This is a genomic window from Streptomyces sp. NPDC002676 (assembly GCF_053592455.1).
Window position 1 is genome coordinate 221,691 of sequence record NZ_JBSFVT010000006.1, and the last position, 24,500, is coordinate 246,190.

General features: G+C 71.1%; 22 protein-coding genes. 10 read left to right on the forward strand and 12 right to left on the reverse strand.

Annotated elements, in window-relative coordinates:
- Positions 1–53: 53 nt before the first annotated feature.
- Entirely contained in the window at positions 54–809 is a 756-nt protein-coding gene (locus ACWD3E_RS19460; protein WP_451388783.1) for an alpha/beta fold hydrolase, read from the forward strand.
- A gap of 13 nt (positions 810–822) precedes the next feature.
- Here the strand turns inward: ACWD3E_RS19460 and ACWD3E_RS19465 are convergent, their stop codons facing one another.
- On the reverse strand, positions 823–1,422 hold the full coding sequence (locus tag ACWD3E_RS19465; protein ID WP_451388784.1) for a class I SAM-dependent methyltransferase: 600 nt from the start codon (positions 1,420–1,422) through the stop codon (positions 823–825).
- Between the two features lie 150 nt (positions 1,423–1,572).
- Here ACWD3E_RS19465 and ACWD3E_RS19470 point away from each other — a divergent pair, with 150 nt between their 5' ends.
- On the forward strand, positions 1,573–1,971 hold the full coding sequence (locus ACWD3E_RS19470) for a DUF742 domain-containing protein (protein ID WP_451388785.1): 399 nt from the start codon (positions 1,573–1,575) through the stop codon (positions 1,969–1,971).
- Positions 1,972–2,595, forward strand: coding sequence for a GTP-binding protein (locus tag ACWD3E_RS19475; RefSeq protein ID WP_451388786.1), 624 nt, complete (start codon positions 1,972–1,974; stop codon positions 2,593–2,595). It abuts the gene before it with no gap.
- A 6-nt stretch (positions 2,596–2,601) separates the two neighbouring features.
- On the opposite strand, the gene ACWD3E_RS19480 is transcribed toward ACWD3E_RS19475, so the two are convergent.
- Positions 2,602–3,030, reverse strand: a complete 429-nt coding sequence (locus ACWD3E_RS19480) for a PPOX class F420-dependent oxidoreductase (RefSeq protein WP_451388787.1) — start codon at positions 3,028–3,030, stop codon at positions 2,602–2,604.
- Positions 3,031–3,121: 91 nt separating this feature from the next.
- Between ACWD3E_RS19480 and ACWD3E_RS19485 the strand changes: the two genes are divergently transcribed.
- The gene (locus ACWD3E_RS19485; RefSeq protein WP_451388788.1) at positions 3,122–3,535 is read left to right on the forward strand and encodes a roadblock/LC7 domain-containing protein; all 414 of its coding nucleotides are present in this window, start codon (positions 3,122–3,124) and stop codon (positions 3,533–3,535) included.
- A gap of 127 nt (positions 3,536–3,662) precedes the next feature.
- Positions 3,663–4,658 carry a DUF6397 family protein gene (locus tag ACWD3E_RS19490; RefSeq protein WP_451388789.1) on the forward strand — a complete coding sequence of 332 codons (996 nt, stop codon included), beginning with the start codon at positions 3,663–3,665 and terminating at the stop codon, positions 4,656–4,658.
- A gap of 53 nt (positions 4,659–4,711) precedes the next feature.
- Here the strand turns inward: ACWD3E_RS19490 and ACWD3E_RS19495 are convergent, their stop codons facing one another.
- Positions 4,712–5,578 carry an acyl-CoA thioesterase gene (locus ACWD3E_RS19495; protein ID WP_451388790.1) on the reverse strand — a complete coding sequence of 289 codons (867 nt, stop codon included), beginning with the start codon at positions 5,576–5,578 and terminating at the stop codon, positions 4,712–4,714.
- Between the two features lie 19 nt (positions 5,579–5,597).
- Positions 5,598–8,111, reverse strand: coding sequence for a DEAD/DEAH box helicase (locus ACWD3E_RS19500; protein ID WP_451388791.1), 2,514 nt, complete (start codon positions 8,109–8,111; stop codon positions 5,598–5,600).
- A 145-nt stretch (positions 8,112–8,256) separates the two neighbouring features.
- Between ACWD3E_RS19500 and ACWD3E_RS19505 the strand changes: the two genes are divergently transcribed.
- Complete coding sequence (locus ACWD3E_RS19505) at positions 8,257–9,051, forward strand: metal-dependent hydrolase (protein ID WP_451388792.1); 795 nt, start codon at positions 8,257–8,259, stop codon at positions 9,049–9,051.
- A 92-nt stretch (positions 9,052–9,143) separates the two neighbouring features.
- Here ACWD3E_RS19505 and ACWD3E_RS19510 read toward each other — a convergent pair whose 3' ends face one another.
- The 4 genes from ACWD3E_RS19510 to ACWD3E_RS19525 all read right to left on the reverse strand — a co-directional run bounded on the left by ACWD3E_RS19510 (position 9,144) and on the right by ACWD3E_RS19525 (position 13,870).
- Positions 9,144–9,407 (reverse strand): type B 50S ribosomal protein L31, encoded by a 264-nt coding sequence (locus ACWD3E_RS19510; RefSeq protein WP_451388793.1) that lies wholly within the window; start codon positions 9,405–9,407, stop codon positions 9,144–9,146.
- A gap of 78 nt (positions 9,408–9,485) precedes the next feature.
- A complete protein-coding gene (locus tag ACWD3E_RS19515; protein WP_451388794.1) occupies positions 9,486–9,956 on the reverse strand; it encodes a DUF5709 domain-containing protein in 471 nt (156 codons plus the stop codon).
- A 309-nt stretch (positions 9,957–10,265) separates the two neighbouring features.
- Complete coding sequence (locus tag ACWD3E_RS19520; RefSeq protein ID WP_451388795.1) at positions 10,266–12,047, reverse strand: ABC transporter ATP-binding protein; 1,782 nt, start codon at positions 12,045–12,047, stop codon at positions 10,266–10,268.
- A complete protein-coding gene (locus ACWD3E_RS19525) occupies positions 12,044–13,870 on the reverse strand; it encodes an ABC transporter transmembrane domain-containing protein (RefSeq protein WP_451388796.1) in 1,827 nt (608 codons plus the stop codon). The genes ACWD3E_RS19520 and ACWD3E_RS19525 overlap by 4 nt, the downstream gene beginning before the upstream one ends.
- A gap of 186 nt (positions 13,871–14,056) precedes the next feature.
- Here ACWD3E_RS19525 and ACWD3E_RS19530 point away from each other — a divergent pair, with 186 nt between their 5' ends.
- Positions 14,057–14,266: a hypothetical protein gene (locus tag ACWD3E_RS19530; RefSeq protein WP_451388797.1), complete on the forward strand. Its 210-nt coding sequence runs from the start codon at positions 14,057–14,059 to the stop codon at positions 14,264–14,266.
- Positions 14,267–14,279: 13 nt separating this feature from the next.
- Here ACWD3E_RS19530 and ACWD3E_RS19535 read toward each other — a convergent pair whose 3' ends face one another.
- Both ACWD3E_RS19535 and ACWD3E_RS19540 read right to left on the reverse strand, forming a co-directional pair.
- The gene (locus ACWD3E_RS19535) at positions 14,280–16,313 is read right to left on the reverse strand and encodes an N-acetylmuramoyl-L-alanine amidase (protein ID WP_451388798.1); all 2,034 of its coding nucleotides are present in this window, start codon (positions 16,311–16,313) and stop codon (positions 14,280–14,282) included.
- 273 nt (positions 16,314–16,586) lie between these two features.
- The gene (locus tag ACWD3E_RS19540; RefSeq protein ID WP_451388799.1) at positions 16,587–18,119 is read right to left on the reverse strand and encodes a M1 family metallopeptidase; all 1,533 of its coding nucleotides are present in this window, start codon (positions 18,117–18,119) and stop codon (positions 16,587–16,589) included.
- Between the two features lie 175 nt (positions 18,120–18,294).
- Between ACWD3E_RS19540 and ACWD3E_RS19545 the strand changes: the two genes are divergently transcribed.
- Positions 18,295–19,905, forward strand: coding sequence for a peptide-N4-asparagine amidase (locus tag ACWD3E_RS19545; protein WP_451388800.1), 1,611 nt, complete (start codon positions 18,295–18,297; stop codon positions 19,903–19,905).
- A 72-nt stretch (positions 19,906–19,977) separates the two neighbouring features.
- Here ACWD3E_RS19545 and ACWD3E_RS19550 read toward each other — a convergent pair whose 3' ends face one another.
- Positions 19,978–20,427, reverse strand: coding sequence for a MarR family winged helix-turn-helix transcriptional regulator (locus ACWD3E_RS19550; RefSeq protein WP_451388801.1), 450 nt, complete (start codon positions 20,425–20,427; stop codon positions 19,978–19,980).
- 115 nt (positions 20,428–20,542) lie between these two features.
- On the opposite strand from ACWD3E_RS19550, the gene ACWD3E_RS19555 reads away from it, so the two are divergent.
- Together ACWD3E_RS19555 and mltG are read left to right on the forward strand one after the other, a co-directional pair.
- Positions 20,543–22,378: an ABC transporter ATP-binding protein gene (locus ACWD3E_RS19555; RefSeq protein WP_451388802.1), complete on the forward strand. Its 1,836-nt coding sequence runs from the start codon at positions 20,543–20,545 to the stop codon at positions 22,376–22,378.
- A 71-nt stretch (positions 22,379–22,449) separates the two neighbouring features.
- Positions 22,450–23,367: an endolytic transglycosylase MltG gene (gene mltG, locus ACWD3E_RS19560; protein ID WP_451388803.1), complete on the forward strand. Its 918-nt coding sequence runs from the start codon at positions 22,450–22,452 to the stop codon at positions 23,365–23,367.
- Positions 23,368–23,379: 12 nt separating this feature from the next.
- Here mltG and ACWD3E_RS19565 read toward each other — a convergent pair whose 3' ends face one another.
- Entirely contained in the window at positions 23,380–24,459 is a 1,080-nt protein-coding gene (locus tag ACWD3E_RS19565; RefSeq protein WP_451388804.1) for an NAD(P)-binding domain-containing protein, read from the reverse strand.
- Between the last annotated feature and the right edge of the window lie 41 nt (positions 24,460–24,500).

The following is a 24,500-nucleotide window of genomic DNA, read 5'->3' on the forward strand; positions in this document are numbered from 1 at the left end:
GTATCTTGGGGCCGCCGTGAACGCCACGTCACCGCAGGCATCAGGAGGGCACGTTGCTGCAGGCCGAATTCGACGGCAGGGGAAGCCGGATCCGCTGGACCGAGGTACCGGGCGCGGAGCCCGTGCGTGTGTATCTGCACGGGCTCGGATCGATGTCCGCCGTCTATCACGCGCACATCGCGGCCCGCCCCGAACTGGCCGGCCGCCGCAGTCTGTTCGTGGACCTGCCCGGGCACGGCATCAGTGACCGGCCACAGCACTTCGGTTACACGCTGGAGGAGCACGCCGACGCCGCGGCGGTCGCCTTGGACGAGGCGGGAGTCACCGGCGCCGAGCTGATCGCGCACAGCATGGGCGGCGCCGTCGCCATCGTGCTCGCCCACCGGCGGCCCGACCTCGTCACCCGGCTGGTCCTCACCGAGGCCAACCTCGACGCGTGCCCGCCGCCGACCGCGGGCAGCAGCGGCATCGCCGCCTACGAAGAGGACGAGTTCGCCGAAAGCGCGTACGCGCGCGTGCTGGAGGCCGTCGGGCCGCTGTGGGCGGCCACGATGCGGCTTGCCGATCCGCGTGCCCTGCACCGCAGCGCCGTCGGTCTGCGGCGCGGCTCGGACCCCGTGATGCGCACGATCCTGGAGGGCCTGTCCGTCGACCGCCTCTATCTGCAGGGCGAGGACAGCGGCGAACTCCCAGGCAAGGAGCGCCTGGAGGCCGCCGGGGTGCGCGTGGTGACGGTCCCGGGCGCCGGGCACAACGTCATGTTCGACAATCCCGATGCCTTCGTGGCGGCCGTCGCCGGGCGGGAGTGACCCGGCCCGCTCGTCAGTCCTCGCGCACCGCGAGCGCGAGAAAACGGGCGTCCTCATCCACGTACGACGTCATGCGCCACCCGGAACGGGCCAGCAGCGGGCCGAGATTGGCCTCGGCCCGCAGGTCGTCCGGGGTGATCTGCCGCCCCTGACGCGCCGCCAGGGCTGCCCGGCCGATGGGATGGAACAGGGCGAGCATGCCACCCGGCCGCACCACGCGGGCCAGCTCCCGCAGGTTCTCCGCCGGTTGCGGCAGGTGTGAGATCAGTCCCGCGCCGAACACGGCGTCCAACGACCCCGACCGCAGCGGCAGCGCCGCGACGTCGGCGAGCAGCAGCTGCCCGTCGCGGTCCCTGCCCGCCCGCACGGCGGCCTGGAGCATCGCCGGGGTGAGGTCGGCGCCCACCACCACTCCGGAGGGCCCCACGGCGGCACGCAGTGGCGGCAGTGCCCGTCCCGTGCCACAGCCCGCGTCGAGCACGCGGTCGCCCGCCCTGAGTCCCAGGTCGTCGACGGCAGCCGCGTAGGCAGGGCCGTCGTCGGGGAACCTGCTGTCCCAGTCGGCCGCCCGCGCGGTGAAGAACTCCTGCACGTGTGTGTGGTCATCACTCATGTACCGCATGATCCCTCACCGGCATGAGGGACATTCCTGTGCGCATGTTCGAGCGGGACGCGATCGTTCTGTCGCATCTGCGCGTCATATTCCAACGTGTTTCGAAATACGCCTTCTTTGTGTGCCCTGTACCCCTAGCGTCCCGGGACCATGGGACACGTGGACCACGCGGGCGGCCAGTGGTGCGATGACGAAGCCGGACCCCTGGTGCGCCCGTACGCCATGACCGGCGGGCGGAGCCGGCCGGGACACACCGGGGTGTGCTTCGACCTCGTCGCATTCGTCACCCTCGACCCGGCCGCACCGGGGCTCTGCGAGGAAACCGCACTCGGCCCCGAACATCACAGGCTGATCGAACTGTGCCGCCAGGAGACGCAGTCCGTCGCCGAGCTGGCCGCGGACACGAAGCTCCCTGTCGGAGCGGTCAGGGTGCTCCTGGGCGACCTCGTGGAACTGGGCTGCGTGACTGTCAGCCGCCCGGTGCCTTCGGCACACCTGCCAGACGCGCGGATTCTGCGTGAGGTCATCGAGGGATTGCGAGCGCTGTAGATGAACCTTCAGAACCCGCCGGGCGAGCGTCACTCCGACACCGGCGACGAGGCGTCTGCCGCCCTGGCGCTGAAGATCGTGGTCGCCGGCGGATTCGGCGTCGGCAAGACGACCCTGGTCGGGGCCGTCAGCGAGATCAGGCCGCTGCGCACGGAGGAACTGCTCAGCGAGGAGGGCCGGTTGGTGGACGGCACGGACGGCGTGGCGCACAAGGTCACCACGAGCGTCGCCATGGACTTCGGACGCATCACCCTCCGCTCCGGGCTCTCCCTCTACCTTTTCGGCACACCGGGGCAGGAACGTTTCTGGTTCCTGTGGGACGAACTGTCGCAGGGAGCGCTCGGCGCTGTGGTGCTCGCGGACACCCGGCGGCTGGAGGACTGCTTCCCGGCGGTCGACTACTTCGAGCACCGGCGTATCCCGTTCGTGGTGGCCGTCAACTGCTTCGCGGGAGTCCACGCGTACGGCGCCCGCGACGTCTCCCAGGCCCTGGTCCTCGACAGGGGCACCCCCGTGGTGCTGTGCGACGCACGTGACCGGGACTCCGGCAAGGAAGTGCTGATCCGGCTCGTCGAGTATGCCGGGCGGACGCACACCGCCCGGCTCCTGGACTCGGCGGGCTGAGGTCCCTCACGCGGCCAGGTCTTTGACCGCCACCACCTTCTCGATGGAGGCGCGGACCAGCAGCTCGCCCGGAACGCCGTTGCGGGCGCCGTACTCGTCCGCGCGGTCCGCGCCCATGTAGCGTGCGGCGATCCGGGTGGCCCAAAGACGCACCTCGTCCAGGTCCTCCGACAGCTGGGCGCGTCCGCTCAGCACCACGAAGTGGAACGGCGGCCGGTCGTCGTCCACGCACAGCGCGATCCGTCCGTCCCGCGCGAGATTGCGCCCCTTCACGGTCTCCTTGCCGGTGTTGAAGACCAATTCGTCCCCGTCCACGAGGAACCAGATCGGGGCCACGTGCGGGCTCCCGTCGGCGCTCACCGTGGACAACTTGCCGGTTCGGGTCCCGTACGAGACGAACGCCCGCCATTCCTCATCGGTCATCTTCTGTGCCATACGCCCATCCTGCTTGCCCGGACGCCGGTCGTGGGGAAGGCTGGCGGGCAGATCCTCCGGTGAGGGGGAGACGTCACACGGGGAGACGGAAATGGCGCAGAACCAGGGACTCGGCTGGCTGCTGGACGACCTGACCCAGCGGGTGCACCATGTGCGGCACGCGCTGGTCCTGTCCAACGACGGGCTGGTCACGGGGGCCAGTACGGGCCTCCGCCGCGAGGACGCCGAGCACTTGGCCGCCGTGGCGTCCGGGCTGCACAGCCTCGCCAAGGGTTCGGGACGCCACTTCGGCGCGGGCCGGGTGCGCCAGACGATGATCGAGTACGACGACGCCGTGCTGTTCGTGACCGCGGCCGGCACCGGCAGCTGTCTGTGCGTGCTCAGCGGCGCGGAGGCGGACATCGGCCAGATCGCCTACGAGATGACCCTGCTCGTCAACCGAGTCGGCGAACACCTCGGCGTGGATGCCCGGCAACCCGAACGCGCTCCCATAACAGACTTCTGACCTGCGTATTTGCCTCGCCCCGCGAAGTTATCCACAGGCTTGCCACGAGATTCGCCGAACCGGCTACGGTTTTTGCACGGCGAGCGCACACGGCGTGAGTCAACCGACTCCACGGGGGAGTACGAACATGTCGGCAAGCACTTTCGACCCATCCCACTCCGTCACATGGGCGGCCGGCCACGCCGCACGTGAACTGGGAATCAAGCGAGGAGAGTTCGACCTCGCGGTCCTGCTCGGCCAGATCCGCACCGTGCCCGACGAGGGCGGAGGCGGGGGCCGCCGCGTTCAACGCGCGGAGATCGACCGGCTGCGCGCCCAGGACGGCTTCCCCGACGCCCTGCGCGAACGGGTGCGCATCGTCGGCACCGCCGAGGGCGCCGCGCTCATGGAGATTCCGGCAGGCAGGTTCACCCGGCTCGCCCGGTTGGGCCTGGTCGTGCCCGTCAAGTTCTACCGCAACCGCTACCGGGCCGTGGTCTGGCTCTATCTGGCCGAAGAACTACGAAACTTCACATCCGGCACCGAGAACGCGCCCCTGCTCAAGGGCCGTACGCCCGAGACGCTGCGCGGGCAGCTGGAAGCCGGAGTGGACCTGCGCGCACGCAACTGGCGGGGACGGCACCGGGGTTTCCTGCTGCGGCAGGCCGAGGACGCGTGGCAACGGGCCGGAGTCCTGGCCGCCTTTCTCGAACCCGTGGAGGTCGCCAATGTCGTCACGGACCCGTACGAGCGCGCCGGGTTGAACCGCTACCGGGCGGCTCCGCCCGCCCACGGCGGGCCAGGATCCCCGTCCGCGCAGCTCGCCGAGCAGATCATGACGGCCGCCGACCCCGACGAGATCGCGTGGCTGCGCAGCGAGCTGGCACAGGCGGTGGAGGAGGCACGGCTCTGTCGCCCCGCTCCGCGCCCGGCCTCTCGGCACAACGGCCCGGCCCCGCACGTGGCCCCACGCCACACCCGCCCCGTGACACACCCGACCACACGGCACGTCGAGCCCCTCCCGCAGTCGGCTCCACAGCCCGTCGCACCCCGGCACCACAAGCCGGAGTCCGGAGGGCCCCAGCGCCATCGCGGCCTGCGGACCTGGCTGCGCCGCAGAAGCCACAGGCCCGCAGAGGTCTGAACACCGGGCGCCCACCCGCTGTACGACCCCGCGCAGGGCGCTGACCGGGTCCGCTACAGCGCCCGGAACAGACCCTCCTGGACGACCGAGACGAGCAGACGACCCTGCAGGTCGTAGATGCGCCCGCGGGCCAGGCCGCGCCCGCCGGTGGCGATCGGGGACTCCTGGTCGTACAGGAACCACTCGTCCGCGCGGAACGGCCGGTGGAACCACATGGCGTGATCCAGCGACGCCAGGTCGAAGCTCCGTGGACCCCACAGCGGTTCGACCGGGATCCGCACCGCGTCCAGGAGCGTCATGTCACTGGCGTAGGTCAGCGCGCACGTGTGCACCAGCGGGTCGTCGCCGAGCGGGCCCACCGCGCGCATCCACACGGCGCTGCGCGGCTCGGCCCCATTGATCTCCTCGGCGTTCCAGCGCAGCCGGTCGACATAACGGATGTCGAAGGGCTGGCGGCGCGCCATCCGCTCCAACTGCTCCGGCAGCGCGCCCAGATGCTTGCGGATCTCCTCGGCCACCGTCGGCAGGGACTCCGGGTCCGGCACCTCACGGGCCGGCGGCAGCTGGTGCTCGAACGGTCCTTCCTCAGGCAGGTGAAAGGAGGCGGTCAGATTGAAGATCGTGCGGCCCTGCTGCACGGCCGTGACCCGGCGCGTAGTGAACGACCGTCCGTCGCGGACCCGCTCCACCTGGTACACGATCGGCACACCCGGCCGGCCCGGGCGCAGGAAGTACGCGTGCAGCGAGTGCACGGGGCGGTCGCCGTCGGTGGTACGCCCGGCGGCGACGAGCGCCTGGCCCGCCACCTGGCCGCCGAAGACCCGCTGCAAGGACTCCTGCGGGCTGCGGCCACGGAAGATGTTGACCTCGATCTGCTCCAGGTCGAGCAGGTCGACCAGTCTCTCGGCCGGGTTCGTCATCGGTGGGTCTCTCCTGTGCTCACAGCTGGCCGACGTCGGTGACGCGGACGACCGCACGGCCCTCGGCGTCGGAGGCCGCCAGGTCGATCTCCGCGCTGATGCCCCAGTCGTGGTCGCCGTTCGGGTCGTCGAAGATCTGGCGGACGCGCCACAGACCGTTCTCCGGCTCCTCCTTGATGACCAGCAGCTTGGGGCCGCGGGCGTCGGGGCCGGTGCCGAGATCCTCGTACTCGTCCCAGTACTTGTCCATCGCCTCGCCCCAGGCGTCGGCGTCCCAGCCGGACTCGGCGTCCATCTCGCCCAGTTCCTCGACCTGGTCCAGGGCCGCCAGCTCCACGCGACGGAACATCGCGTTGCGGACCAGGACCCGGAAGGCGCGCGCGTTGGTGGTGACCGGCTTGACCTCGTCGGCCTTCTCCCGGGCCTCCTCGGCCGTCATCTCCTCCGGGTTGGCCAGTTGCTCCCACTCGTCCAGGAGGCTGGAGTCCACCTGGCGCACCATCTCGCCGAGCCACTCGATCAGATCCTGCAGGTCCTCGGACTTCAGGTCGTCCGGGATGGTGTGGTCGAGGGTCTTGTAGGCGCTGGCGAGGTAGCGCAGCACGATGCCCTCGGTGCGGGCCAGCTCGTAGAAGGACACCAACTCCGTGAAGGACAGCGCCCGCTCGTACATGTCCCGGATGACCGACTTCGGCGACAGCGGATGGTCGCCCACCCAGGGGTGGCTCTTGCGGTAGGTGTTGTACGCGTGGAAGAGCAGCTCTTCCAGCGGCTTCGGGTAGGTGACGTCCTGGAGGCGCTCCATGCGCTCCTCGTACTCGACACCGTCCGCCTTCATCGCGGCGACGGCCTCGCCGCGCGCCTTGTTCTGCTGGGCGACGAGGATCTGCCGCGGGTCGTCCAGCGTGGACTCCACCACGGACACCATGTCCAGGGCGTAGGACGGCGACTCCGGGTCGAGGAGTTCGAACGCGGCGAGGGCGAACGTGGACAGGGGCTGGTTGAGCGCGAAGTCCTGCTGGAGGTCGACCGTGAGCCGGACGATACGGCCCTCGGCGTCCGGCTTGTCGAGCTTCTCCACGATCCCGCCGTCCAGCAGCGAGCGGTAGATCGCGATCGCGCGCCGGATGTGCCGCAGCTGCTGCCTGCGCGGCTCGTGGTTGTCCTCCAGGAGCCGGCGCATCGCCTCGAAGGCGTTGCCCGGCCGGGCGATCACCGACAGCAGCATCGTGTGCGTCACCCGGAAGCGCGAGGTCAGCGGCTCCGGTTCAGAGGTGATGAGCTTGTCGAAGGTGTTCTCCGTCCAGCCGACGAACCCCTCCGGCGCCTTCTTGCGCACCACCTTGCGGCGCTTCTTCGGGTCGTCGCCCGCCTTGGCGAGGGCCTTCTCGTTCTCGATGACGTGCTCGGGCGCCTGCGCGACGACAAGCCCCGCCGTGTCGAAGCCGGCCCGGCCGGCCCGGCCCGCGATCTGGTGGAACTCACGGGCCCGCAGCGTGCGCACCCGGCTGCCGTCGTACTTGGTCAGGGCCGTGAAAAGCACCGTCCGGATGGGCACGTTGACGCCCACGCCGAGCGTGTCCGTGCCGCAGATGACCTTCAGCAGACCGGCCTGCGCCAGCTTCTCCACCAGGCGCCGGTACTTCGGCAGCATGCCGGCGTGGTGGACGCCGATGCCGTGCCGGACGTAACGGGAGAGATTGCGGCCGAACTTGGTGGTGAAACGGAAGTTGCCGATCAGCTCGGCGATCTGGTCCTTCTCCTCCCGCGAGCACATGTTGATGCTCATCAGCGCCTGCGCCCGCTCCACGGCCTGCGCCTGCGTGAAGTGCACGATGTAGACGGGGGCCTGCTTGCTCGCCAGCAGGTCGGTGAGGGTCTCGGTGAGCGGGGTGAGCTGGTACTCGTACGACAGCGGCACCGGGCGGGTCGCCGAGCGGACCACCGAGGTGGGACGGCCGGTGCGGCGGGTGAGGTCCTTCTCGAAGAAGGACACGTCGCCCAGCGTCGCCGACATCAGGATGAACTGCGCCTGAGGGAGTTCCAGCAGCGGGATCTGCCAGGCCCACCCGCGGTCACCCTCCGCGTAGAAGTGGAACTCGTCCATCACGACCTGGCCGACGTCCGCGTCCTTGCCGTCGCGCAGCGCGATCGAGGCCAGCACCTCGGCGGTGCAGCAGATCACCGGCGCATCGGCGTTGACCGAGGCGTCGCCGGTGAGCATGCCGACGTTCTCGGTGCCGAAGAGCTTGCACAGCTCGAAGAACTTCTCCGACACCAGTGCCTTGATCGGGGCTGTGTAGAACGTGACCTCGTCCCGGGCCAGCGCGGCGAAGTGCGCGCCCGCGGCGATCATGCTCTTGCCGGAGCCCGTGGGCGTCGAAACGATCACGTTCGCCCCGGAGACCGCCTCGATCAGTGCCTCCTCCTGGTGGGGATAGAGGGTGAGGCCACGCTCCAGCGCCCACGACTCGAAGGCTTCGTACAGGGCGTCGGGGTCGGCGGTCGGCGGCAGCTGATCGATGAGGGTCACGGACCCATCTTGCCTGGCCTTGTCCCCGAGCGGGGAATCGGCTGTGGATCCGAAGATCACGGCCGCTACGCTGTGTCGCCGACGAAACGTCAGCGCACCGGGTCAACTGGACAGCGGCACACGAGGAATGGGGCGGGAAGCGGCCATGATGGGACCAGCACACTCACTGTCGGGGGCCGCCGCCTGGCTCGGCGTCGGAGCGGCAGCCGCGGCGGCCGGGCACGCGATGCCCTGGCCGGTCCTCCTCGTCGGCGCCCTGATCTGTGCCGGCGCCGCCCTCGCCCCGGATCTGGACCACAAGGCGGCCACCATCTCGCGTGCCTTCGGGCCCGTCTCCCGCTGGCTCTGCGAGATCGTCGACAAGCTGTCGTACGCCGCCTACAAGTCGACCAGGAAGAAGGGCGACCCGCGCCGCTCCGGCGGACACCGCACCCTGACCCACACCTGGCTGTGGGCGGTCCTCATCGGAGCGGGCTGCTCGGCAGCGGCCGTCACCGGTGGCCGGTGGGCGGTGCTGGCGATCCTCTTCGCGCACATGGTGCTCGCGATCGAGGGCCTGCTGTGGCGGGCGGCGCGCGGCTCCAGCAGCGATGTCCTGGTCTGGCTGCTCGCGGCGACCAGCGCGTGGATCCTCGCCGGGGTGCTGGACAAGCCGGGCAACGGCTCCGACTGGCTGTTCACCGCGCCCGGGCAGGAGTACCTGTGGCTGGGGCTGCCGGTCGTGCTGGGTGCGCTGGTGCACGACATCGGGGACGCGCTGACCGTCTCCGGCTGCCCGATCCTGTGGCCGATCCCCGTGGGCCGCAAGCGTTGGTACCCGGTGGGGCCGCCGAAGGCGATGCGGTTCCGGGCGGGCAGCTGGGTCGAGCTGAAGGTCCTGATGCCGGTGTTCATGCTGCTCGGGGGAGTGGGCTGCGCGGCGGCCCTCAACGTGATCTGACCCGCCGCTCGCGGCCGGGATGCACGGGCCGCTGCCGGCGTCGGCCGGGCAGCGCGGGCTGCCGCTCCTGCCCCTGGCCGTGCCCCGGCCGGTCAGGTCGTCTTGCCCGCGTCCGGCCCGCCGTACCGGCGCTCGAAGCGGGCGATGCGGCCCTCGGTGTCGACGGTGCGGGCCTTGCCCGTGTAGAAGGGGTGGCTCTCGGAGGAGATCTCCACGTCGATCACCGGGTAGGTCTGGCCGTCGTCCCACTCGATGGTCTGCTCGCTCTGTGCGGTGGACCGGGTCAGGAAGGCGTATCCGGCGGCGCGGTCGCGGAAGACCACGGCGTGGTAGCCGGGGTGCTTGTCCTGCTGCATGGCGGCTCCTCGCGTGAGGCGGTCGGGCAGGCGGCACCGGCATCCGGTTCAGCGGGTGCGGCCGGAGGCTCGGTGGGTTCAGCCGGAGAGGAAGTCCTCGTCCACGATGTGCATCGCGGCCTCCTCGGCGGACGCGGCGGCGCCGTCGATGCCGACGTCCGTGGCGACGAGGGCACTCTCCTCGTCCTCGTGCGCGCCCTCGTCCGGCGCGACCAGGCGACCGGAACGGAAGTGGCCGACTTCGTTGTCCAGAAGTTCCCCGTCGCTCTTCTGGCAGTCGCCGATGTCGTCGCCGTCGGGCGGAGCGAGGTCGGGCAGCTCTTCGGCGAGCCGCTGGTCCAGTGTCTCCCCGGCCTGGCGTTCGGCCGCCGTCACACCGCTGCGCTCCACCGCCCACGGCCGCTCGGGAGGGGACCAACCCCGGTCGAGGGGGTCGTCGACGCCGTCGTTCTCCAGGGTGTCCTCGACATCGAGTACACCCGAGTCCTCCCGGATCTCGGACGCATCGGGCTGGTAGACGTCGTCTCCCCATCCGTCGGCGTTGTCCACGGGTACCTCCAGGTGGTGAGGACGGCCTCGTACCTCCGCACGGGGAGGCGGGTCGTCAGCACGGTCGCCAGGGGTTGCACGCGCCGCGAACCCAAAGGTTCCCGGGCGTTCCCCGAGCCGGTGCCGCTTTCCAGCCTTCCACCCCGGTTCGGGACTGCGCAACGGCACGGGCCCTGGCCTGGGGCTGCACGCCCGCTCCGGGCCCCGGCGGCGGGTACCGCGCGGGCCGGAGCAGCAGGTACGGCCGGTGCGATGGGTCCGGCCGGTGTGGTGGGCACTGGCCCGCCCCCCGCCGTCACCGCCGCCCGCTCACCCGTGCCAAGAGCGCCACAGGGCTGCGTACGCGGCGTCCGCCGCCACCAGCTCCTCGTGACTGCCCAGCTCGCTGATGCGGCCGTTCTCCACGACGGCGATCACGTCGGCGTCGTGGGCGGTGTGCAGGCGGTGGGCGATGGCGACGACGGTGCGGCCGTCGAGAACGCGGGCCAGGGAGCGTTCCAGGTGGCGTGCCGCGCGCGGGTCGAGCAGCGAGGTCGCCTCGTCCAGGACCAGCGTGTGCGGGTCGGCCAGCACCAGCCGGGCCAGCGCGATCTGCTGGGCCTGCGCCGGGGTGAGCGCCAGTCCGCCGGAGCCGACCTCGGTGTCCAGGCCGTCGTCCAGCGCCCGCGCCCAGCCGTCCGCGTCGACCGCGCCCAGAGCCGCCCACAGCTCGGCGTCGGCCGCGTCGGTGCGGGCCAGCAGGAGGTTGTCGCGCAGGGAGCCGACGAAGACGTGGTGCTCCTGGTTGACGAGGGCGACGTGGGATCGGACGCGTTCCGCCGGCATCCGGGACAGCTCCGCGCCGCCCAGGGTGATCCGGCCGTCCCGGGGCGCGTAGATGCCGGCGAGCAGCCGGCCCAGCGTGGACTTGCCCGCGCCGGACGGGCCGACCAAGGCCATCCGGGTGCCGGGGGCGACCTCGAGGGACACCTCGCGCAGCACGTCGACGCCCTCGCGGTAGCCGAAGTGCACCCGGTCGGCGTGCACGTTCCGTCCGTCGGGCGACAGTGCACCGTCCCCGGCCTCCGGCTCGATGTCCCGCACACCGACCAGGCGGGCCAGCGAGACCTGGGCGACCTGCACCTCGTCGTACCAGCGCAGGATCAGGTTCACCGGCTCGACGAGCATCTGTGCGATCAGCGCGCCCGTCGTCAGCTGTCCGACCCCGATCCAGCCCTGCAGCACGAAGGAGCCGCCCACCATCAGGACCGAGCCGAGCACGAGGGCGTGGACGGCGCTGATCACCGGGAAGAGCACGGACCGCAGCCACAGGGTGTACCGCTCCCAGGCGGTCCACTCCTTGATCCGCCGCTCCGAGAGCGCGATGCGCCGGGCGCCGAGGCGGTGCGCCTCGATGGTGTGGCCGGCGTCCACGGTCTCGGCGAGCGCGGCGGCGACGGCGGCGTATCCGGCGGCCTCGGAGCGGTAGGCGGAGGGCGCCCGCTTGAAGTACCAGCGGCACCCGGCCACCAGCACCGGCACCGCGAGCAGCACGGCGGCGGCCAGCGGCGGCGCCGTCACGACCAGCCCGCCGAGCAGCAGCAGGGCCCACACGACACCGATCGCCAGCTGTGGCACGGCCTCCCGCATGGCGTTGGCGAGCCGGTCGATGTCGGTGGTGATGCGGGAGAGCAGGTCGCCGGTGCCCGCCCGCTCCAGCACGCCGGGCGGCAGCCCCACGGAGCGGACGAGGAAGTCCTCGCGCAGGTCGGCCAGCATCCGCTCGCCGAGCATCGCGCCGCGCAACCGTACCTGCCGGACGAACACCGCCTGCACGGCCAGGGCGAGTACGAACAGCCCGACGGTCAGGCCGAGATGAAGTTCCCGGGCGCCGTCGGAGACCCGTTCGACGAGGCCGCCGAGCAGATAGGGGCCCACCATCGAGGTGACCACGGCGACCGTGTTGACGCCGATGAGGAGCAGGAAGGCCCGGCGGTGCCGGCGGAACAGCTCGGCCACGTAGGCGCGCACGGTGGAGGCCGCGCCGACGGGCAGGGTGGTGGCGGTCGTCGGGGCCGCCGGGTCGTACGCCGGTGGCGCAACGCCGATCATGCGCTCTCCTCCATCTCTTCCAGCTTCTGCGGGGCGCCCACGAGAGCGTCGACCCCGGCCGCATTTCCTTCTGCACTGCTCAGTTCGTCGTCGGTCTCCCGTGTCACCACGGCCCGGTACCGCGGCTCGCCGTCGATCAGTTCGCGGTGCACGCCGACCGCCATGACCTCGCCCCCGTGGACGAGGGCGACCCGGTCCGCGCGGTCCAGCAGCAGGGGAGAGGAGGTGAACACCACCGTCGTCCGCCCCGAGCGCAGCCGCCGCAGCCCGTCCGCGATCCGTGCCTCGGTGTGCGAGTCGACCGCCGAGGTCGGCTCGTCCAGGACCAGCACCTCCGGGTCGGTGATCAGCGACCGGGCCAGCGCGAGCCGCTGCCGCTGGCCGCCCGACAGGGAACGGCCCCGCTCGGTGATGCGGGCGTCCATCGGGTCGGCGGCGTCCAGCGAGCCCTGCACGAGCGCGTCCAGGACGTCGTCGCACTGCGCGGCGGCCAGCGCGTCCGCGGCCGGTACGGCACCGGAGGCGGGCACGTCGAGCAGTTCGCGCAGGGTGCCGGACAACAGCACCGGATCCTTGTCCTGGACAAGGACCGCGGTGCGGGCACTGTCGAGGGGGAGTTCGTCGAGGGGGACGCCGCCGAGCAGCACCGAGGGACCCGGTACGGCGGGGTGGCCGCCCAGCCGTTCCGCGAGCCGTCCGGCCGCGTCCGGGTCGCCACAGACCACCGCGGTGAGCAGACCGCCGGGTGCGAGCAGACCGGTGGCCGGGTCGTACAGGTCCCCGCCCGGAACGTCGGCCTCACGCTCGGGGGAACCGTCGGCGGCCGTGGCCCGCTCCAGGGACAGTACGCGCGCGGTCCGCTTGGCCGAGGGACGTGAGAAGGAGTACGCCATCGCGATCTCCTCGAAGTGCCGCAGCGGGTAGCTGAGGATCATCACCGCGCTGTAGACGGTGACGAGTTCGCCGACCGTGATCCGGCCCTGGCGGGCCAGATGGACGCCGTACCAGACGACCGCGATCAGCAGCAGTCCGGGCAGCAGCACCTGGATGGCCGAGATCAGCGACCACATGCGGGCACTGCGCACGGCCGCGTGCCGTACCTCCTGCGAGGCGCGGCGGTAGCGGTCGAGGAACAGTTCCTCGCCGCCGATGCCGCGCAGCACCCGCAGCCCGGCGACGGTGTCGGAGGCCAGCTCGGTGGCCCGGCCGGCCTTCTCCCGCTGGATGTCGGCGCGGCGCGTCGCCCGGGGCAGCAGCGGCAGCACCGCGAGCGCGACGACGGGCAGGCCCACGGCGACGACCACGCCGAGGGCGGGCTGGTAGACGAGGAGGGCGACACAGACCACGACGACCGTCAGCGCGGCGGCGGTGAACCGGGAGACCGCTTCCACGAACCAGCCGATCTTCTCCACGTCACCGGTGGACACGGCCACCACCTCACCCGCCGCCACCCGCCGCGTCAGGGCAGAGCCCAGATGGGCCGCCTGGCGGGCCAACAGCTGCTGGACGCGGGCGGCGGCCGTGATCCAGTTCGTGACGGCGGTGCGGTGCAGGAAGGTGTCGCCGACGGCGATGCCCGCACCGCACAGCAGCATCAGACCACCCGTCAGGGCGAGGCGGGTGCCGGAGTGGTCGACGACCGCCTGGACGGCGAGGCCCACGCAGAAGGGCATGGAGGAGACGGAGACGAAGTGCAGCAGGCCCCAGGCGAGCGCCTTGAGCTGCCCGCCGAGCTGATTGCGCCCGAGCCACCACAGGAAGCGGGGACCCGAGCGCGTGTCCGGCACGCCCGGGTCGGAATACGGAAGGTCTTGAATCTGCATGACGTCCCAGCGGCTCGTGTCAGGGAAGGGGGAGATGAGGGTTGCGGCGGCAACGGGCCGTGAAAGGTTCGCGTCGCAGAGTGGTGAATCTCAAACGGTTTTTCTCCGGACGTCCGCGAAATCCACTGACTTCCGGCCAGGGCCGACGGAGGGTCATGTCACCCGGCACGGTGAATATCCGGAAGATTGCGTAAGCATCAGCCCGACGCGAGCGGTGTGCTCCCCGACCCGGGCACGAGGCTGCCGTACGACCGGGACGAGGGTGCCTACGCGCCCCCGCACGAGTGGGGTCAGGCACATCTGTACGACTTCGACTACGTCATCGCCGTCGACTGCAACCGCCTCGCGGGCACCCCGCCGCACGGCACCACCCTCGGCCTGCGCCAGCGTGGCTGACCGCCTGGCGGCGTCACTGCCCGTCCGTGCGGCCCTTGTCCGCCGGCGGCGCTCCCGCGGTGGCCGGCGGACCCACCACGTCCACGTCGCTCGCCCGGACGTAGGCGAGCCGGTGGCCGAACTGGATCTCGTAGTACCCCTCCCGGCCGCTGACGAAGGCCCCGGGAGAGTCGTCGTAGGACGACTTGGCGATGTAGGGACTGTCGAGGTGGGACTGCGTGACGTACCGCTGACCCGCCAGGAAGCGGTACGGGAGCGGAGACTCGGGGGTCGGATCCGACATCTCCTCCGGGAGGGCGTCCCGCTCCGGGATCGCACGCCCGAAGACCTTGACCTCGTCCAGACCCTCCTTCGGCGTCACCATCCGGCCGGCCGCACCGACGGCCGTCGGGTGCTTCCTGGGGTTCTTGAACCAGGCCTTCCGGCCCTGGAACCAGATCGCCGTCCAGTCGCCGCCGCGTTCGGCGACCGCGAAGGTCTGGCCGGCGGAGACGCGCGACCCCAGGTCGTTGACGTCATTCGTGGACGCATCGCCGTTCGGCTTGCGGCCCGGGTCCTGGATGAGCGGTGCGTCGTCGAACGGTTCGGTGTGCAGGCGGACGGCGCTGGAACCGTGAGCCGGACACGGCACACCGTCCGCGGCGCACCCCGTGAACTCGGGCTTGTGCTTGGCGAAGTCCGGAAGGATCGTCACCATGTCGCTGTTCGGGCCGGCCGTGGCCCGCAGCGGCGCGCCGAGCAGGTCGAAGTAGTGCCGCCAGTCCCAGAAGGGGCCGGGGTCGTCGTGCATGTCGGGGATGCTGCCGGCGGTCGGGGCCGGCACGTTGTCATGCCCGAAGATGTGCTGCCGGTCGAGCGGAATGCTGTACTTCTTGGCCAGGTAGCGCACGAGGCGCGCCGAGGCCTGGTACATCTGCTCCGTGTACCAGGTGCCCGGCTGTCTGAGAAACCCCTCGTGCTCGATGCCGATCGAACGGGCGTTCATGAATCTGCTGCCGGAGTGCCAGGCCGGGTCCTTGGTTTTGATGTGCTGGGTGACATGGCCGTCGCTGGAGCGGATCGAGTAGTGCCACGACGCCTCCGTCGGATCCTGCACGGTCTGGAACATGCTCTGCAGCGACGCCTCGGTGTCGTGGATGACGATGTACTCGATCCCCTGGTCCTGGGGCCGGTCGGCCAGATCGTGGTTGCCGTACCGGCCGTCGCCGATCTCCTCGTACGCCGCAGCGAGCCAGTCGCAGGACAGCTCGCGCGGGCACTCCACCTCCTTCGACCGTTGCGGACCCTGTGCCATGGCAATGCGTGGCTGCACACCGGGGCTGGGGGGCAGGGTGACGTGCTGCCCTTCGGCGGTGGTCCGGTGGGCTCCCCGCCGGATCACCGCGAAGACGTCGTTCGCGTAGGTCGCCGCTGATGTGGCATCAGGTGTGCCCGGGAAGCGCTCCACCGCCTCCCACCAGTCCCCCGGGTTGGCACTGAGGGGCTTGCCCAGCCGCCGCTGCGTGTCCGCCAGAAGTGCCGCGCCGCCCCGTACGTTGGCGGTGGCGTCGGTCCGCAGGCGCTCGGTCCGCTCCTCGATCAGCTGCGCGGCGCGCCGTAGGTCGGCCGGCGGGTCGGCGCTGCGGTGTGGGGCGTCGGTTTCGGCGTCTTCGTCGCCTGCGGCGGGTGCCCCCGAGGTCGCCTCGCGCTGCCCGGTGTTGCCGCCCTGCAGCGCCGCGGGACCAGGGGCCGGCGCCGGGGTATGGGCCCGGCCGGTGTCCACCAGGTGCATCGGTCCGTAGCCGCCGGCGACGCTGGGGGCGCCCGGATGGGCGTCCCATCGCGACTGCATGTAGGACACGCTCATGAGCACACTGCGCGGCACGTGATACTCCCTCGCGGCCTCCGCGAAGGCGTCCTGCAGACTCGGGTCCCGCCGGGGCTTGTCGCAGCCGGAGAGCGGGGCGATCAGCAGCGGCGCCAGCAGCGCCGCCGACCCGATCACACAGGTCTTCCAGCGACACCCGCGGGCGGACCCGATGACACGTGGGACAGCAGGTCTTCTCATCGCGCGCTCCAATCGTGCTCGTCGCAGCCAGGAGAAAGGCAGCTGGGACCCGGGCGGCCAGGAGAAAGGCAGCCAGGACAGGAGTTGCCGTTCACGTCACCCCCCGTACGTTTCCGGTCCCCGCGCGCCACGGCGCGTCGAGCGTCACCGAGCTGGACCAGCGCCACGGCCCAGGCCACCCGGTCGGCGGCAGCGACTCCGCCTCCCGGGTGGGGCAGCCGCGGGTCGGGCAGTCGCAGGTGGGGCAGTCAGGTGGGGCGGCCGGGCGCGGCCTCACTCCTGCACAGGGTTCACCCGCCAGTCGGGGTGGCCCGGCATGGGCGGGGTGTGCGGCCCGTACAGCCACGACGTCAGGAACGGGTCCAGGTCCTCGCCCGCGACCCGGGACGCGAGGGCGATGAACTCCCGGGTGCCCGCCGCACGGCCCCGGTACGTCGTCACCCAGGAGCGCTCGATCCGGTCGAAGGTCTCCTCGCCCACCTTCTCCCGCAGGGCGTACAGCACCAGCGCCGAGCCGTCGTAGCGCATCACCTTGAACAGGGTCGCTTCGGTGGGCTCGGCGGGCGCCCCGTCGTCGTGACGCCACCGGTCGTGCTGCTCGTACGCGTCTCGCATCGCGTCCTTGAGACTGACGCCGTCGTGCTCCTCGGAGTACAGACGCTCGTAGAAGCGGGCGTGTCCCTCGCTCAGCCACAGGTCGGACCAGCGCCGGATGGCGATGCTGTCACCCGTCCACTGGTGGGCCAGCTCGTGCACGAGATTGCGCTCGGCGTCGACCCGGCCGCCCAGCAGGTCGTCCTTCGGTACGACGGACAGCGACTGCGTCTCCAGCGCCACCGGCAGGTCGGTGTCCCCGACCAGCACGCCGTAGCGGTGGAACGGGTACGGGCCGAGCCGCCGTTGCAGCCAGTCCAGGTGCTCCGTGGTGAGCGAGCGGTATGCCTCGGTGTCCCCGACCAGCCCGTCCGGCACCACGTCCCGGACGGGCAGCCCGCGCGGGCCGTGGCGGTCGCGGAACGTGAACCTGCCGATCGCCAGCTGCACCAGCTGCGCGGCGATCGGCTGTTCGGAGTCGTACGTCCACCGGGTGCGTCCGCCGGGTCGCCGGACGGTGCCGACGAGTCGGCCGTTGGCCACCGCGCTGAGGCCCGCGGGGGTGGTGATGTGGAAGGTGACCGGCGCCCGCAGACTCGGGTGGTCGTTCGCCGGGAAGATCATTTTGGCGCCGTCGGGCTGGGCGCAGACCACGGTGCCATCGGGCGTGGGCACCCAGCCGTAGTCCTGGATCGCGTCGTGGCGGTGGCGTCGCTGGGTCGGGTCGGCGGTGTAGGCCACGCGCACGGTGAACGCGCTGCCGCGGGGGATAGGCCGGGCGGGAGTCACGACGAGTTCGTCGCCGTCGCGCACCGCGGTGGCCGGTGCCCCGTCGACTGTCACCCGGTGCAGCGTGTTCCCCGCGAAGTCGAGGTCGAAGCGGGACAGGGACTGCGTGGCGGTGGCGCTGATGGTGGCGCCGGCGTCGAAGGGTGTCCGAGGTGCCCGCCAGTCGAAGTCCAGTGTGTAACGGCGCACCGAGTAGCCGCCGTTGCCGGCGAGCGGCATCAGGGGGTCGCCGATGCCGCGTGCGCCGGGCGCCGGTGCCGGGCCCGGCACCGGCGAGGCGGTCGAGCCGGGAGCGGGTGAGCCGTGGCCTCCGTCCGGGCGCGGGTCGGAGAGAACGGCGGCACCGGTGAAGGCGAAGGCGACGGCACCGGCGAAGGCGAGGGCCGTGCGCCCGGGTCGGATGCCGACGGTCGTGATCTTCATGACCGCACTATGGCAGTAGAGTGTGCTTATAGCACTAAATGTCCCTACATAGTGCGTCCGCATGGGGCAATCCGGCCGGCGCCCGTGCACTCGATGCCGTGGCTCCATTCGCCCGGCGGCCGTCGTCCGATCTGTCCATTGCGGTGGATGGTCAACTCCCCGTAGAACACCGGCCATGAGAAGACGGATAGTCATGTCCATGCTTGCGGGAGTGACCCTCTTCGCGAGCACGCTCTTCGGTACCGGAGTCGTCGCCGCCCAAGCCGCCGACGTCCCGGCCGAGTTCGGCACCGACTGGCACGACCCGGTCACCGCCGCGCCGCCGGTAGACCGGCCGCACACCAAATCCTGCGAAGTCACCCTCGCCGACGCCCAGTTCCGCGACTTCACCCCCTACCGAGGCTCGTACATGCCGCCCCAGGGCTGCGGCGACCACTGGAGCAAGGTCGTTCTGCAGCTGGACGGCAAGGTGAAGGGCCGTCAGTACGACCGCCTCGGCTATCTGCACGTCGGCGGCGTCGAGATTCTGCGTACCTCCACGCCCGAGCCGTCCCCGGACGGCATCGCCTGGCACGTCGAGAAGGACGTCACCCGCTACAGCGACACCTTCCGCAGTGCCCAGGACGTCGAGATGCTCATCGGGAACGTCGTCAACGACACCTACACCGGCGTCATCGACGTACACGTCACCCTGACCTTCTACGCCGGCCGCCCGGAGACCCCGGCCCCCGACCGCGTCCTGACCCTCGCCGACACGCCCGACGGCACGACCCTCACCACCCCGCGCAACAGCGAGCGCATCGTCGCCGAGGTGTATGCCACCGGATCCGGCGGCGGCTGCGAGGAGTTCTGGTACATGACCGTCGCCGACCCGGCGTCGTACTCCTGCAAGGCCGACCACGGCCCCTACCGCGAGGTACAGATCAAGGTCGACGGCCAACTCGCCGGAATCGCCTCGCCGTTCCCGAACGTGTGGACCGGCGGCTGGTCCGATCCCTTCCTCTGGTACGTCATCCCAGCCCCGGGCGCCTTCGACGTCCGGCCCATCGAGTACGACCTCACGCCCTATGCCGGTTTGCTCGACGACGGCCGCCCGCACCGCGTCGAAGTCTCCGTCGTCGGCGTGCCCGCGGGCCAGGCGGGCTGGAGCGTCCCCGTGAACGTGCTGGTCTGGCAGGATGCGCACCGCGCCCAGGTCACCGGTGCCCTCACCGAGAACAAGGCGACCGACATCGCCAACTCCTCCACCTACACGCCCGGTTCGGAGAACCGCGTGGACACGCGGGCCGGGCACCGGCTCACCGTCGCCGGATACCTCGACACCTCGCACGGCCGCGTGACCACCACGGTCACCCGGACCCTCGCCAACACCTCCGCACACACCTGGACCGACGGCGAGAACACGGACGGACTCGACGCGACCTGGACCGACGACCAGAGAATCACCGTCGGCGGACAGGGGCCCGAGCGGACGACGCGCACGTTGCGGACGTACACGATGAGCGGCGCCACGACGGTCGGCACGGACAACCGGCTCCGCACCGCACTGACCCTCGGCGACCGGGCCGCGGTCGTGCAGCGCCAGGACGGCCGGCGCACCGCGTGGTCGCGGCTCGACGACACCTACAGCGGCGACGCCTCCTTCACGCTGAACGTCCCGCGCGACCAGCGTCACGCGGTCGGCACCTCGACGGAGCGCTACCGCCTGTATGGGACTGACGGCTGCTACGACCACACCCTGGCCACGGCTCAGGGAGTGCTCACCGAGGACCGCAGCCGCTGCTGAGTCCGGCAGACCGGCGCGGTTGTCCGGCTTGAGTGCGGCGCTCTCCGTTGCGTGGGGGGCGCCGCGCGGTTGTCAGCAGCGCTTGGGGACTTCCCCGTCGATCAGCGTGTCCAGCAGCACACCGAGCACCTCGCGCTCCTTTCCGGTCAGGGGCGCGAGTATCTCCTCGGCCGCCGACCGGCGGGCGCCGCGCAGCTCGCGCAGGGTCGCGCGCCCGTCGTCCGTCAGCTCGATCCGGGTCACCCGCCGGTTCGCCGGGTCCGCCACCCGGCGCACCTTGCCGCTCGCCTCCAGCCCGTCGACCAGCGTCGTCACCGCGCGGGGCACCACCTCCAGGCGCTCGGCGAGGTCGGCCATGCGCGGCGGTGAGCCGTAGTGCGCGAGAGTGCGCAGCAGCCGGGACTGGGCGGGCGTGACGCCCAGGTCGCGCTGCTCCAGGTGGTGCTTCTGGATGCGCTGCACCCGGCGGGTCAGCCGCAGCAACTGCTCGGCGAGCAGGCCGTCGGGATCGGGGGTGGTCATGCGGGAACAATATCAGGATGCAGTTCATTGTGAGTATAGGTAACAATGAGCTAAGATCCGTAAGTCATCGTCGGTCGGCCTCCGCGCCGGCGCCCGTTCACCACCGTAGGAGCCCATGCATCCCGACCGAGAACCCTCCTGGACCCCGCCTGCCGACGCCAAGGAACAGCCCCGGCAGGTGCGCCGCATCCTGAAGCTCTTCCGCCCCTACCGCGGGCGGCTCGCGATCGTCGGCCTGCTGGTCGGCGCCGCCTCGCTGGTCTCCGTGGCCACGCCGTTCCTGCTCAAGGAGACGCTCGACGTCGCGATTCCCGACGGCCGCACCGGCCTGCTGAGCCTGCTCGCGCTCGGCATGATCCTCAGCGCCGTCCTGACCAGCGTCTTCGGTGTGCTCCAGACGCTGATCTCGACCACCGTCGGCCAGCGTGTCATGCACGACCTGCGCACCGCCGTCTACGGCCGCCTGCAGCGCATGTCGCTCGCCTTCTTCACCCGCACCCGCACCGGCGAGGTGCAGTCCCGCATCGCCAACGACATCGGCGGCATGCAGGCCACCGTGACCTCCACCGCCACCTCCCTCGTCTCCAACGTCACCAGCGTCGTCGCCACGATCGTCGCGATGGTCGCCCTCGACTGGCGGCTCACGATCGTCTCGCTGGTCCTGCTGCCGGTGTTCGTGTGGATCAGCCGCCGGGTCGGCAACGAGCGCAAGAAGATAACCACTCAGCGCCAGAAGCAGATGGCCGCGATGGCCGCCACGGTCACCGAGTCGCTCTCGGTCAGCGGCATCCTGCTCGGCCGCACCATGGGCCGTTCCGACTCGCTCACCGCGTCCTTCGCCGAGGAGTCCGAGCGCCTGGTCGACCTCGAGGTGAGGGCGAACATGGCCGGCCGCTGGCGCATGGCCGTGATCACCATCGTCATGGCCGCGATGCCCGCCGTCATCTACTGGACCGCGGGCATCGCCCTCCAGCTCGGCGGTCCGCAGGTCTCCCTCGGCACGATCGTCGCCTTCGTCTCGCTCCAGCAGGGCCTGTTCCGCCCGGCCGTGAGCCTGCTCGCGACCGGCGTCCAGATCCAGACGTCGCTCGCGCTCTTCCAGCGCATCTTCGAGTACCTCGACCTGCCGATCGACATCACCGAGCGCGCCGAGCCCGTCCACCTCGACCAGGTCAAGGGCGAAGTCCGCTTCGAGGGCGTGGAGTTCCGCTACGAGACGGACGGCGAGGGTGGCAAGGACGGCGGCGGCGCCGCGGTCCGGCCCGTCCTCGACGGCATCGACGTCACCGTCCCTGCCGGCGGAAGCCTCGCGATCGTCGGCCCGACCGGCGCGGGCAAGTCCACGCTCGGCTATCTGGTGCCCCGCCTCTACGACGTCACCGGCGGCCGGGTCACCCTGGACGGCGTCGACGTCCGCGACCTCGACTTCGACACCCTCGCCCGCGCGGTCGGCGTCGTCTCCCAGGAGACGTACCTCTTCCACGCCTCGATCGCCGACAACCTCCGCTTCGCCAAGCCCGACGCCACCGACGAGGAACTGGAGGAGGCGGCACGGGCCGCCCAGATCCACGACCACATAGCGGGGCTGCCCGACGGCTACGACACCGTCGTCGGCGAGCGTGGTCACCGTTTCTCCGGCGGCGAGAAGCAGCGCCTGGCGATAGCCCGCACGATCCTGCGTGATCCGCCCGTGCTCATCCTCGACGAGGCGACCAGTGCGTTGGACACCCGCACGGAGGCCGCCGTGCAGCAGGCCATCGACGCGCTGTCGGCCAACCGGACGACCATCACCATCGCACACCGCCTGTCCACCGTCCGGGGCGCCGACCAGATCGTGGTCCTGGACTCCGGACGGGTCGCCGAACGCGGCTCGCACGAGGAACTGCTGGAACTGGACGGGCGGTACGCGGCCCTGGTGCGCCGGGACGCGCAACTGGAGCCGACCAGCTGAAGAGGGCCGACGAAGCGGTAGATGTATCAGATATGCCGGGTTTGTGAGGATATGCGTATTACCGTTCCCGCATGCTGACGAACACTCCGCCACGGAGCACGATTCGACTGACACGCCGGGGCAAGCTCGTCCTCGTCGTGGCCGGCGCCGTCCTGGCCGGCACCGCCGTGGCGGTGCCGCTGCTGACCCTGGGAGGCGGCGGCGACGAGGCGGTGCCGCCCGCCGCGCTCGTCATCCCCGAGGGCTGGCGTGCGAGCCAGATCTACGACGCCGTCGACAAGGCCCTCAAGCTGCCCCCGGGCAGCGCCCGCAAGTCCATCGGCAAGGCCGGCCTGAAACTGCCGAACGACGCCTCGGGCAACCCGGAGGGCTATCTCTTCCCGGCAACGTATCCGCTGCAGAAGGGCGTGACTCCCGAGTCGCTGCTGCGCTTCATGGTCGACACCGCCAACGAGAACTTCAACGGGGCACCGGTCGCGGCGGGAGCCCAGCGCAACTCCCTGAACGTCTATCAGGCCGTCACCATCGCCAGCATCGTCCAGGCCGAGGCCGCCACGAAGGCCGACATGGGGAAGGTGGCCCGGGTCGTCTTCAACCGGCTGGAGCGCGGCATGCCGCTCCAGATGGACTCCACCATCAACTACGTGCTGAACCGCAGCACGGTCCGCACCAGCGCGGACGAAACCCACATCGAGAGCCCCTACAACTCCTACCAGCGCATGGGTCTGCCGCCCACACCCATCGGCAACCCCGGCGCGGAGGCGATGCGCGCCGTGATCAATCCGCCGCCGGGCGACTGGCTGTACTTCGTCACGGTCAAGCCCGGCGACACCCGCTTCACCTCCGACTACGCGACGCACATGCGCAACGTGGCCGAGTTCAACGCCCTGCACCAGAGCGGCGGGCAGTCGCAGGGCACGAGCCAGAGCCCGCACACCGCGCAGAACTCCGCGCACATTCGGGCGCCGCAGGGCTCGCGCGTCCGCTGAGCCGACGGGGCGTCACGCGGCGACGGGTTGCTCGTCGGCCAGCAGCCGCCTGATGTCCCGTACGGCCGCGCGCCCGGCCCGGTTGGCACCGATGGTGCTGGCCGAGGGACCGTAGCCGACGAGGTGGATACGCGGATCGGCGACCGCGCGGGTCCCCTCGACGCGGATCCCGCCGCCCGGCTCGCGCAGCCGCATCGGCGTCAGATGGTCCAGCGCGGCCCGGAAACCGGTCGCCCAGAGGATGACATCGGCGTCGACGCGACGACCGTCGGCCCATTCCACGCCGTCCGGTGTGATCCGGTCGAACATCGGCTGTCGGTCCAGAACCCCGTCCGCCAGCCCCTGCCGGATGGCGTCGTTGAGCGGCAGCCCGGTGACCGAGACCACACTCCTGGGCGGCAGCCCCTGCCGTACGCGTTCCTCCACCAGCGCGACCGAGGCCCGGCCCGCCTCCTGGTCGAACTGCCCCTCGCGGAAGACCGGGGGCCGGCGGGTGACCCAGCTGGTGGCGGCAGCGTACGGGGCGAGCTCCAGCAGGTGCTGGGTGCCCGAGGCCCCGCCGCCCACGACCACGACCCGCTGTCCCGCGAACTCCTCGGGGCCGTTGTACTGCGCGGTGTGCAACTGCCGCCCCCGGAACGTCTCCTGGCCCGGATAACGCGGCCAGAACGGCCGGTCCCAGGTGCCCGTGGCGTTGATCAGCGCCCGCGTCGACCAGATGCCGTCCGAGGTCTCCACGAGCAGCCGCCCGCCGTCCCCCTCACGCACGGCCGTCACGTCCACGGGACGCCGTACCCGCAGGTCGAAGGTGCGCTCGTACCGGTCGAAATACTCGGCGATCACCTCCGCCGACGGCCGGGCCGGGTCGGCGTCCGTAAGTTCCATGCCGGGCAGCGCGTGCATCCCGTGCACCTTGCCGTACGTCAGCGACGGCCACCGGAACTGCCAGGCTCCGCCCGGACCGGGGGAGTGGTCCAGCACCACGAAGTCAGGGTCCGGCTCGAAGCCGGTGCGCCGTAGGTGATAGGCGCTGGACAGACCGGCCTGACCAGCGCCTATGACGACTACCTCGACCTCGCGCGTTTCGTTCACGCTTCTACCAACAGAGGGCTGCGCCGGGATCTTCCCGAGAG